The sequence below is a fragment of the Enterobacter sp. CM29 genome, assembly GCF_013179605.1.
GTDB lineage: Bacteria > Pseudomonadota > Gammaproteobacteria > Enterobacterales > Enterobacteriaceae > Enterobacter > Enterobacter intestinihominis.
This window is the reverse complement of sequence record NZ_JABMCU010000001.1, coordinates 72,637-82,585: the sequence shown is the minus strand read 5'-3', so window position 1 is coordinate 82,585 and position 9,949 is coordinate 72,637. Positions and strand designations below refer to the sequence as shown.

The following is a 9,949-nucleotide window of genomic DNA, read 5'->3' as shown; positions in this document are numbered from 1 at the left end:
TGTAGGATCAAACCGCGATGAGTTCGTGGTGGTACGTAAGATGAAGAATATTAACTGGTTAGATGGCGAAGGTAATGACCAGGTACAGGAGAGCGTAAAATGAAAATTCGTTCACAAGTCGGCATGGTGCTGAATCTGGATAAATGCATCGGCTGTCATACCTGCTCAGTCACCTGTAAAAACGTCTGGACCAGCCGTGAAGGTATGGAGTACGCCTGGTTCAACAACGTGGAAAGTAAGCCGGGCACCGGCTTCCCGACCGACTGGGAAAACCAGGAGAAGTGGAAGGGCGGCTGGATCCGTAAAATCAACGGCAAACTGCAACCGCGCATGGGTAACCGTGCGATGCTGCTCGGTAAAATCTTTGCTAACCCGCATCTGCCGGGCATCGACGATTACTACGAGCCGTTTGATTACGACTATCAGAACCTGCACAACGCGCCGGAAAGCAAACACCAGCCGATCGCCCGTCCTCGCTCGCTGATCACCGGTAAGCGCATGGACAAAATTACCAGCGGTCCAAACTGGGAGGAAATTCTGGGCGGCGAGTTCGAAAAACGCGCCAAAGACCAGAACTTCGAGAACATGCAGAAGGCGATGTACGGCCAGTTCGAAAACACTTTCATGATGTATCTGCCGCGCCTGTGCGAACACTGCCTTAACCCGGCGTGCGTGGCGACCTGCCCAAGCGGCGCCATCTACAAGCGTGAAGAAGATGGCATTGTGCTGATCGACCAGGACAAGTGCCGCGGCTGGCGTATGTGCATCACCGGCTGCCCGTACAAAAAAATCTACTTTAACTGGAAGAGCGGTAAGTCTGAGAAGTGTATCTTCTGCTACCCGCGTATCGAAGCCGGTATGCCGACCGTCTGCTCAGAGAGCTGCGTAGGGCGTATCCGCTACCTCGGCGTGCTGCTGTACGACGCGGATGCGATTGAAAATGCCGCAAGCACCGAGAACGAGAAAGATCTGTATCAGCGTCAGCTGGACGTCTTCCTCGATCCGAACGATCCGAAGGTGATCGAGCAGGCGCTGAAAGACGGTATTCCGCAGAGCGTGATTGACGCCGCACAGCAGTCCCCGGTGTACAAAATGGCGATGGACTGGAAGCTGGCGCTGCCGCTGCACCCGGAATACCGCACGTTGCCGATGGTCTGGTACGTGCCGCCTCTGTCTCCTATTCAGTCTGCGGCTGACGCAGGTGAACTGGGCAGCAACGGCATTCTGCCGGACGTGGAAAGCCTGCGTATTCCGGTTCAGTATCTGGCCAACCTGCTCACCGCAGGGGATACCCAGCCGGTGCTGCTGGCGCTGAAACGTATGCTGGCGATGCGTCACTTCAAACGTGCGGAAACCGTTGACGGCGTTAACGATACCCGCGCGCTGGAAGAGGTCGGCCTGACCGAAGCGCAGGCGCAGGAGATGTACCGCTATCTGGCAATCGCTAACTACGAAGATCGTTTCGTGGTGCCGAGCAGTCACCGCGAGCTGGCTCGCGAGGCCTTCCCGGAGAAAAGTGGGTGTGGCTTTACCTTTGGCGACGGTTGCCACGGGTCAGACAGCAAATTCAACCTGTTCAACAGCCGCCGCATCGACGCGATGGATGTGACCAGCAAAACGGAGCCGCACCAATGATTGAACTCGTCATTGTTTCGCGTCTGCTCGAGTACCCTGATGCTGCGCTTGTGCAGCATCAACAGGAACTCTTTGATGCACTCGCGTCATCTGAAAACCTGGATAAAGAGGATGCCCAGACGCTGGGCATTTTCCTCCGCGACCTGCTGGCGCGCGATCTTCTTGATGCGCAGGCGGACTACAGCCAGCTGTTTGACCGTGGTCGTGCCACGTCTCTATTGCTGTTCGAACACGTTCACGGTGAATCCCGCGACCGTGGTCAGGCGATGGTGGATCTGATGGCCCAGTACGAGCAGCACGGTTTGCAACTCGACAGCCGCGAGCTGCCGGATCACCTGCCTCTGTACCTGGAATATCTGGCGCAGCTGCCGAAAGAGGAAGCGCTGGGCGGGTTGCAGGACATCGCTCCCATTCTGGCGTTGCTCGGCGCACGTCTCCAGCAACGTGAGAGCAATTATGCAGTCCTGTTCGATTTGCTGGTGAAACTGGCTAACGCCTCGGTTGACAGTCAAAAAGTGGCGGAAAAAATTGCGGATGAAGCCCGTGACGACACCCCACAAGCACTGGATGCCGTCTGGGAAGAAGAACAGGTGAAATTCTTTGCTGACCAGAGCTGTGGCGAATCTGAAATCTCCGCGCATCAGCGTCGTTTTGCCGGAGCGGTGGCTCCGCAATATTTGAATATCTCTAACGGAGGACAGCACTAATGCACTTCCTGAATATGTTCTTCTTTGACATTTACCCGTATATCGCGGGCACCGTGTTCCTGGTGGGAAGCTGGCTGCGTTATGACTATGGCCAGTACACCTGGCGTGCTGCCTCCAGCCAGATGCTGGATCGTAAAGGGATGAACCTGGCGTCAAACCTGTTCCACATCGGGATTTTGGGTATTTTCGCCGGTCATTTCCTGGGGATGCTGACGCCGCACTGGATGTACGAAGCGTGGCTGCCGATTGAAGTGAAGCAGAAGATGGCGATGCTCGCCGGTGGCGCCTGCGGCGTGATGACCCTGGTGGGTGGGCTGCTGCTGCTGAAACGTCGTCTGTTCAGCCCACGCGTGCGGGCTACCACGACCGGAGCGGACATCCTGATCCTCTCCCTGCTGATGGTGCAGTGTGCGCTGGGTCTGCTGACCATTCCATTCTCTGCGCAGCATATGGACGGCAGCGAGATGATGAAGCTGGTGGGATGGGCGCAGTCTGTCGTGACCTTCCGCGGTGGTGCCTCTGAGCATCTGGACGGCGTGGCGTTCATCTTCCGCGTTCACCTGGTGCTGGGTATGACCCTGTTTGTGCTGTTCCCGTTCTCTCGCCTGGTGCACATCTGGAGTGCGCCGGTGGAGTACCTGACGCGCAAATATCAGATCGTGCGTGCTCGTCGCTGATTCGCTGTATTGATACAACCCCGCATTTGCGGGGTTTTTTTTGTCCTGGAATCAGGGTTTCGTGCGGATGCCGGGTGGCGGCTGCGCCTTACCCGGCCTACGGAATTCACTATGCTCGGATCGAACCCTGGTCGAAGCTTCTCATCTTTCCCCGCATGGGAGAACCATGGGGCATTGTGCTTTTGGAGAGTGCTAAAGAATCTGGAAGTGATGGTGGTGGGGGAAGGATTCGAACCTTCGAAGTCGATGACGGCAGATTTACAGTCTGCTCCCTTTGGCCGCTCGGGAACCCCACCAGGGGTAATTCATATTTTGAGGTAAAGCTGGAGATGGTGGTGGGGGAAGGATTCGAACCTTCGAAGTCGATGACGGCAGATTTACAGTCTGCTCCCTTTGGCCGCTCGGGAACCCCACCACGGGGTAATGCTTTTAACTGGCCTGCTTCCTGTTGGAAGCGGGGCGCATCATATCAAATGAGACGCCCCTGTAAAGCATTCCTTTAGGAAAATGAAGCTGTTTGCCTGCTTTTTATCCGTAAAGGCGTAAAGCTAATCAATTCATTTTCCGAAGGATTAAAGAATAATCGTTCTGTTGCCGTACACAAAGACGCGCTGAGCAAGTACCTGATAAAGCGCACGGCTCAGTACGTTCTTCTCAACGTCACGGCCAGCTCGCATCATATCTTCTGCCGTGTAGGTGTGATCCACGTGGATCACGTCCTGCATGATGATTGGGCCTTCGTCCAGATTATCATTCACGTAGTGCGCGGTTGCGCCAATGATCTTCACCCCACGCTCGTACGCCTGGTGGTACGGACGCGCGCCAATAAAGGCTGGCAGGAAGGAGTGGTGGATGTTGATAATTTTGTTCGGGAAGCGCGCCACGAAGGATGGCGTCAGCACGCGCATGTATTTTGCCAGCACCACGTAGTCCGGGTTATGCGCTTCAATCGCAGCAGCCATCAGGTTGTCGTGCTCTTCGCGGGTATGACCTTCATGGCTGACCAGTTCAAACGGAATGTCGAAACGTTCAACCAGCGTACGCAGCGTCTCGTGGTTGCCAATGACGGCGGCAATTTCGACGTCCAGGCCACCGTAGTTGGCTTTCATCAGCAGATCGCCCAGGCAGTGCGCCTCTTTGGTGACCAGAATGACAATGCGGCGACGACCCGCCGGGTTTAGCTCGCGCACCGAGCCTTCCGGCAGGGCGCTGTCCAGATCGGCAAGCAGGGTTGTGTCGTTGAAAATACCTTCCAGCTCGGTACGCATAAAGAAGCGACCGGTACGGTGGTCAACGAACTCGTTGTTCTGCACGATATTCAGTTCATGCTTGTAGCAAATGTTGGTAATTCGTGCGATCAGTCCTTTTTGATCGGGACAGATAGTGCGCAGAACTTTACGTTGTAATGATTGCATCGCCGGGAAATCCTGTTTATGTATTTGCGAAGTCTGAGTTGTCAGGCATTACTGCCGCAACACTTTTTAAATTTTTTTCCTGAACCACAGGGGCAGGGATCGTTACGACCGAATTGCGGACGTGTGCCGTCAATATAATACCATTGCCCGCTGTCCTTTAAGAACCGTGAGCGTTCAATGATGGCGCCGGGTTTGTTTTGTTCGCTAAAGCGGGCGACAAAACTGACATAGCCCTCGTTGGCATCGCGGCCGGGAGCGGCATCAAAGATGGTAAGGCCCAGCCAGACGGTGTTGGCAAATCCGGCTTCAATCTCTTGCCGAAAATCGGCAGCATCACAGGACGGATGCCAGGTTTTAATCAGGTAGTCTGCGTTTTTGATCACAAAAGCAGTATACCGCGAGCGCATAAGGTGTGACGGGTCTGGTGCAACCTGCTCGCCAGAAAGATATCGCTGGCAACATAGGCTATACTCCAGAGCGCTACCACAGGGGCAGAGTTGAGACACGATTCTCTTCCTGGAACAAAAAATAAGGCGTTAAACGCTTAAGGTAGCAATATGTTAACTGAGCAGGTGCGTTGACGCTATGTCGGGAATCCAGGGGAAGTAAAACAGGGCTAATGAGAAAGGTAAAAATTGGACTGGCGTTGGGCTCAGGTGCAGCCCGGGGTTGGTCACATATTGGCGTTATCAATACCTTAAACCAGATGGGGATTGACGTTGATATTGTCGCAGGATGTTCTATCGGGTCGCTGGTCGGATCCGCGTACGCCTGCGGTAAGCTCCCGCAGCTTGAAAGCTGGGTGCGCTCCTTTAGTTACTGGGATGTACTGCGCCTGATGGATCTCTCCTGGCAGCGTGGCGGCCTGCTGCGCGGCGAACGCGTATTCAATCAGTTTCGTAAGATAATGCCCCTCGCTGACTTCAGCCACTGCCAAATGCCTTTCGGCGCCGTTGCAACCAACCTCAGTACGGGCAGGGAGTTATGGCTCACCGAAGGGGATATTCATCTCGCCGTTCGCGCATCCTGTAGCATGCCTGGGTTAATGGCGCCTGTGCCTCATAATGGCTACTGGCTCGTTGATGGTGGCGTGGTGAATCCTGTCCCCATCTCTCTAACGCGCGCCATGGGGGCAGATATCGTCATTGCAGTGGATTTACAGCACGACGCTCACCTTATGCAGCAGGATTTGATGCCGGTTAATCTTCAGAGCGATGATGCGGAAGAAGAGAAACTTGCCTGGCATGCGCGTTTACGCGGCAGAATAGGGCGCCTGACTGCCCGTCGCACGGTGACCGCGCCGAACGCCATTGAAATCATGACGACCTCCATTCAAATTCTTGAGAATCGCCTGAAGCGAAACCGTATGGCTGGCGATCCTCCGGATATTCTTATTCAGCCCTATTGTCCACAAATCTCTACCCTTGATTTCCACCGGGCTGAGGCCGCCATAGCAGCGGGCTCGTTAGCCGTCGAAAAGAAAATAGATGAACTGTTGCCTTTTGTGCGTACAGCACGTTAAGCACTTTTTTGATTACTTCAGCAAAATCTGACAGGCGATAGTACCAATAGCATGCCACTATTGAGTAACTGTCAGCCAGGGGAGGAACCATGACACAGCCATTGGCCGGAAAACATATTTTGATAGTAGAAGACGAGCCCGTTTTCCGATCGCTACTGGATTCGTGGTTATCCTCACTGGGTGCAACCACGTCCCTTGCCGAAGATGGCGTCGAGGCACTGGAAAAAATGGCCAGCATGGCGCCTGATCTGATGATCTGCGATCTCGAGATGCCGCGCATGGACGGATTAATGCTGGTGGAAAACCTGCGTAACGAAGGTTATCAGACACCGATACTGGTGATCTCGGCAACCGAAAATATGGCGGATATTGCTAAGGCGTTGCGTTTGGGTGTGCAGGATATCCTGCTCAAACCGGTTAAAGATTTAAACCGACTGCGTGAAACGGTGTTGGCCTGCCTGTATCCCAATATGTTTAATTCCCGGGTGGAAGAAGAAGAACGTCTTTTCCAGGACTGGGATGCTTTAGTCAGTAATCCGCTCGCGGCCGCGAAGCTGCTTCAGGAACTTCAGCCGCCGGTGCAGCAAAATATCTCTCATTGCAGAGTAAATTATCGCCAGCTGGTAGCGGCTGACCAGCCTGGACTGGTGCTGGATATTGCGCCGCTATCAGATTCCGACCTCGCTTTTTATTGCCTGGATGTTACCCGAGCGGGAGATAACGGCGTTCTGGCGGCCTTATTACTCCGTGCGCTGTTTAATGGATTGCTACAGGAACAATTATCCCATCAGGGGCAACGACTTCCTGAGTTAGGCAGTTTACTAAAACAGGTCAACCAACTTTTTCGCCAGGCCAATTTGCCGGGGCAGTTCCCGCTTCTGGTTGGCTATTATCACAGCGGGTTGAATAACCTTATTCTGGTCTCTGCTGGATTAAATGCCACGCTGAATACCGGCGAACACCATATACAGGTGAGTAACGGTGTGCCGTTGGGAACGTTGGGTAATACTTACCTTAATCAAATTAGCCATCGCTGCACCTCCTGGCAGTGCCAAATTTGGGGTGCCGGTGGGCGGTTACGCTTAATGTTGTCCACGGAGTAAGCAGTCAGGTTTTATTTTTCAGATTGCTTTACCTGTGTTTTTGCTGGCAGTGCTACTATCGCTGCAAGTTTCATGCGTATTTGTCTTAATTGATCGGCAACGCGTTCTTTTCAGACCCGTATTAGTGGCTGAGACTGTATACTCAACGCGTTATTCAATGCATAAAAGTTCAAAACTTGAACAGTTCAGGAGAATTTCAATGGCTGCCCTAAATTCGAAAGTCAGAAAGGCCGTTATCCCGGTGGCGGGATTGGGTACCAGGATGTTGCCAGCGACGAAGGCAATCCCAAAAGAGATGCTGCCTCTGGTTGATAAGCCATTAATCCAGTATGTCGTGAATGAGTGTATTGCGGCAGGTATCACCGAAATTGTGCTGGTGACGCATTCATCTAAAAACTCAATCGAAAACCATTTCGATACCAGTTTCGAACTCGAAGCAATGCTGGAAAAACGCGTAAAGCGCCAGCTGCTGGAGGAAGTGCAGTCTATTTGCCCTCCACACGTTACCATTATGCAGGTTCGTCAGGGCCTGGCGAAGGGCCTGGGACACGCAGTATTGTGTGCACATCCGGTAGTGGGTGATGAGCCGGTCGCGGTTATTCTGCCAGACGTGATCCTTGATGAGTATGAGTCCGATCTTTCCCAGGAAAACCTGGCGGAAATGATTAAACGCTTCGACGAAACCGGCAGCAGCCAGATTATGGTTGAGCCAGTCGACGATGTGACTGCTTACGGTGTGGTTGACTGCAAAGGTGTTGCCCTGCAACCTGGTGAAAGCGTACCAATGGTTGGCGTTGTTGAAAAACCTAAAGCGGACGTCGCGCCGTCTAACCTTGCTGTCGTTGGCCGTTACGTACTGAGTGCTGAAATCTGGGCGCTGCTGGCCAAAACGCCTCCGGGTGCGGGCGATGAAATCCAGCTGACGGATGCTATAGATATGCTGATCGAGAAAGAGACCGTGGAAGCCTACCATATGAAAGGTAAGAGCCATGACTGCGGTAATAAGCTCGGTTATATGCAGGCATTCGTCGAATATGGCATTCGCCATAACAGCCTGGGTGAAGAATTTAAAGCCTGGCTCAAAGGTAGCGTGGGTATTAAGTAATAAACTCACGGATCAGTGAACAAGACCGGTGTGGCGATGCCCACCGGTTTTTTTATGCCTGTCGATCCGTAATTGGCTGGAGATTGTCAAGGACGTTAAATAGTGAGCCAGGCAATATGACAGAATGTAAGGAGATGTTTGGGGAATATTATGGGCATAAAAAATCCCGCATTAAGCGGGATTTTTCAGAATCTTTCCAGATTAATCCTTGATCAGGAAGTCATCCAGTTGTTTACCTTGTTCGTCCATAGCTTTCTTGATTACAGCAGGAGTACGACCCTGGCCGGTCCAGGTTTTCTCTTCGCCGTTCTCGTCGATGTAGCTATATTTAGCAGGACGTGCTGCGCGTTTTGCTTTGGTACCGGTTTTAGCCGCAGCCATGCTGTTCAGCAATTCGTTTGGATCGATACCATCGGCAATCAGCATTTCGCGATACTGTTGCAGTTTACGTGTACGTTCTTCGATTTCAGCCGCTGCTGCGCTTTCTTCTTCACGACGTTCGTTAACGACAACTTCTAATTTTTCGAGCATCTCTTCAAGCGTTTCGAGGGTACATTCTCTTGCCTGCGCACGAAGAGTACGGATGTTGTTCAGAATTTTAAGTGCTTCGCTCATTGTAGTAATCTCAAACTTATAATGGGGGTGGGTTTGTTGTCCTAATAATAGAGCGTTAATTTCACTTGTGCAATAGGTTGGAATGTAAGGAATTCAAAAAATACAAAATTAATGACGCTATTATTAATTACGCTAACTTAAATTTCATTGTTTGCTGGGGCGATGAGATATCGTTTCAAACGGCAAAAGCGCGTCATTTGCATGTTTGTTTTGTGACTTTTACCTCAGGAATTATAGTTGCGGTTGATAAATATCAGCCTTTCGTATTACTCCGGCTAAGCGCAGCGAACAGAAGAATAGTTAATAAATAGTGAATTTTAAAGATTGCAGAAGCCACTATAAAAAGAAGTGTTATCTCCGGTGTCGAGCTCGCCTTATTGTCCGTGCTAAAAGCCTTTACTGTCTGTTTTAACGCATTATTTTGCGCTATCAACGAAGAGTTTATTGGTGCAGAACAGCCTGGAGCACGCAGCCCGCCGCTGATGACAATACAAAATATGGTACAATGATCCATCGGGAATATTACACATTGATTAGGGTTCTTCGGCCAATGGCACAACTTTATTTCTACTATTCGGCAATGAATGCAGGGAAATCGACGGCGTTACTGCAATCCTCATACAATTATCAGGAGCGGGGGATGCGTACCGTTGTTTATACCGCCGAAATCGACGATCGCTTTGGGGCAGGGAAGGTAAGCTCAAGAATAGGGCTCTCGTCGCCTGCAAGGCTGTTTAACCCTGAAACGGACCTGCTTGAGGACATTCGTGCCCAGCATGCCTCTAAGCCTGTCCATTGCGTGCTGGTAGATGAAAGCCAGTTCCTGACCCGTGAGCAGGTCCATGCACTTTCAGAGGTCGTTGATGAGCTGGATATTCCCGTTCTTTGCTATGGATTACGCACTGACTTTCGCGGTGAGTTATTTGCCGGTAGCCAGTATCTGCTCGCCTGGTCGGATAAGCTGGTTGAGCTGAAAACTATCTGCTTTTGTGGCCGCAAGGCAAGTATGGTTCTTCGCCTGGACCAGTCGGGCAAGCCTTATGCTGATGGCGAGCAGGTGGTGATAGGGGGCAATGAACGTTATGTCTCGGTCTGCCGCAAGCATTATAAAGAGGCGCTGGCTGTAGGCTCGCTGACGGCGTTACAGGGCGACAATCGCAAATAAAAAAA

General features: G+C 52.0%; 10 protein-coding genes and 2 tRNA genes. 7 read left to right on the top strand and 5 right to left on the bottom strand.

What is annotated here, in order from left to right:
• Positions 1 to 99 precede the first annotated feature (99 nt).
• From narH to narI, 3 genes are read left to right on the top strand one after another with little or no spacing between them, the layout of a single operon-like run.
• The gene (narH, locus tag HP459_RS00430) at positions 100 to 1,635 is read left to right on the top strand and encodes a nitrate reductase subunit beta (protein ID WP_032624103.1); all 1,536 of its coding nucleotides are present in this window, start codon (positions 100 to 102) and stop codon (positions 1,633 to 1,635) included.
• Positions 1,632 to 2,342 carry a nitrate reductase molybdenum cofactor assembly chaperone gene (narJ, locus tag HP459_RS00425; RefSeq protein WP_022648360.1) on the top strand — a complete coding sequence of 237 codons (711 nt, stop codon included), beginning with the start codon at positions 1,632 to 1,634 and terminating at the stop codon, positions 2,340 to 2,342. The genes narH and narJ overlap by 4 nt, the downstream gene beginning before the upstream one ends.
• On the top strand, positions 2,342 to 3,019 hold the full coding sequence (narI, locus tag HP459_RS00420; RefSeq protein WP_022648359.1) for a respiratory nitrate reductase subunit gamma: 678 nt from the start codon (positions 2,342 to 2,344) through the stop codon (positions 3,017 to 3,019). Before narJ ends, narI begins: the two co-directional genes overlap by 1 nt.
• A 211-nt stretch (positions 3,020 to 3,230) precedes the next feature.
• Here narI and HP459_RS00415 read toward each other — a convergent pair.
• The 4 genes from HP459_RS00415 to HP459_RS00400 form a co-directional block, all read right to left on the bottom strand.
• A tRNA-Tyr gene (locus HP459_RS00415) sits at positions 3,231 to 3,315 on the bottom strand.
• A gap of 34 nt (positions 3,316 to 3,349) precedes the next feature.
• Positions 3,350 to 3,434, bottom strand: a tRNA-Tyr gene (locus tag HP459_RS00410).
• Between the two features lie 157 nt (positions 3,435 to 3,591).
• Positions 3,592 to 4,434: a formyltetrahydrofolate deformylase gene (gene purU, locus HP459_RS00405; RefSeq protein WP_003856715.1), complete on the bottom strand. Its 843-nt coding sequence runs from the start codon at positions 4,432 to 4,434 to the stop codon at positions 3,592 to 3,594.
• Positions 4,435 to 4,475: 41 nt separating this feature from the next.
• A complete protein-coding gene (locus tag HP459_RS00400) occupies positions 4,476 to 4,940 on the bottom strand; it encodes a YchJ family protein (RefSeq protein WP_045622011.1) in 465 nt (154 codons plus the stop codon).
• A 113-nt stretch (positions 4,941 to 5,053) separates the two neighbouring features.
• Between HP459_RS00400 and rssA the strand changes: the two genes are divergently transcribed.
• The 3 genes from rssA to galU all read left to right on the top strand — a co-directional run bounded on the left by rssA (position 5,054) and on the right by galU (position 8,164).
• Positions 5,054 to 5,956, top strand: coding sequence for a patatin-like phospholipase RssA (rssA, locus tag HP459_RS00395; protein WP_022648357.1), 903 nt, complete (start codon positions 5,054 to 5,056; stop codon positions 5,954 to 5,956).
• Between the two features lie 89 nt (positions 5,957 to 6,045).
• Entirely contained in the window at positions 6,046 to 7,059 is a 1,014-nt protein-coding gene (gene rssB, locus HP459_RS00390; RefSeq protein WP_003856721.1) for a two-component system response regulator RssB, read from the top strand.
• Between the two features lie 199 nt (positions 7,060 to 7,258).
• Positions 7,259 to 8,164 (top strand): UTP--glucose-1-phosphate uridylyltransferase GalU, encoded by a 906-nt coding sequence (galU, locus tag HP459_RS00385; RefSeq protein ID WP_022648355.1) that lies wholly within the window; start codon positions 7,259 to 7,261, stop codon positions 8,162 to 8,164.
• Positions 8,165 to 8,365: 201 nt separating this feature from the next.
• Here the strand turns inward: galU and hns are convergent, their stop codons facing one another.
• Positions 8,366 to 8,779 carry a histone-like nucleoid-structuring protein H-NS gene (gene hns / locus HP459_RS00380; RefSeq protein ID WP_003856724.1) on the bottom strand — a complete coding sequence of 138 codons (414 nt, stop codon included), beginning with the start codon at positions 8,777 to 8,779 and terminating at the stop codon, positions 8,366 to 8,368.
• Between the two features lie 550 nt (positions 8,780 to 9,329).
• Here hns and tdk point away from each other — a divergent pair.
• The gene (tdk, locus tag HP459_RS00375) at positions 9,330 to 9,944 is read left to right on the top strand and encodes a thymidine kinase (protein ID WP_032622434.1); all 615 of its coding nucleotides are present in this window, start codon (positions 9,330 to 9,332) and stop codon (positions 9,942 to 9,944) included.
• Positions 9,945 to 9,949 lie beyond the last annotated feature (5 nt).

Excerpts from the sequence above, each read along its gene's own strand:
- narH (WP_032624103.1), top strand. The coding sequence starts at position 100 with ATGAAAATTCGTTCACAAGTCGGCATGGTGCTGAATCTGGATAAATGC.
- narJ (WP_022648360.1), top strand. The coding sequence starts at position 1,632 with ATGATTGAACTCGTCATTGTTTCGCGTCTGCTCGAGTACCCTGATGCT.
- narI (WP_022648359.1), top strand. The coding sequence starts at position 2,342 with ATGCACTTCCTGAATATGTTCTTCTTTGACATTTACCCGTATATCGCG.
- purU (WP_003856715.1), bottom strand. The coding sequence starts at position 4,434 with ATGCAATCATTACAACGTAAAGTTCTGCGCACTATCTGTCCCGATCAA.
- rssA (WP_022648357.1), top strand. The coding sequence starts at position 5,054 with ATGAGAAAGGTAAAAATTGGACTGGCGTTGGGCTCAGGTGCAGCCCGG.
- rssB (WP_003856721.1), top strand. The coding sequence starts at position 6,046 with ATGACACAGCCATTGGCCGGAAAACATATTTTGATAGTAGAAGACGAG.
- galU (WP_022648355.1), top strand. The coding sequence starts at position 7,259 with ATGGCTGCCCTAAATTCGAAAGTCAGAAAGGCCGTTATCCCGGTGGCG.
- hns (WP_003856724.1), bottom strand. The coding sequence starts at position 8,779 with ATGAGCGAAGCACTTAAAATTCTGAACAACATCCGTACTCTTCGTGCG.
- tdk (WP_032622434.1), top strand. The coding sequence starts at position 9,330 with ATGGCACAACTTTATTTCTACTATTCGGCAATGAATGCAGGGAAATCG.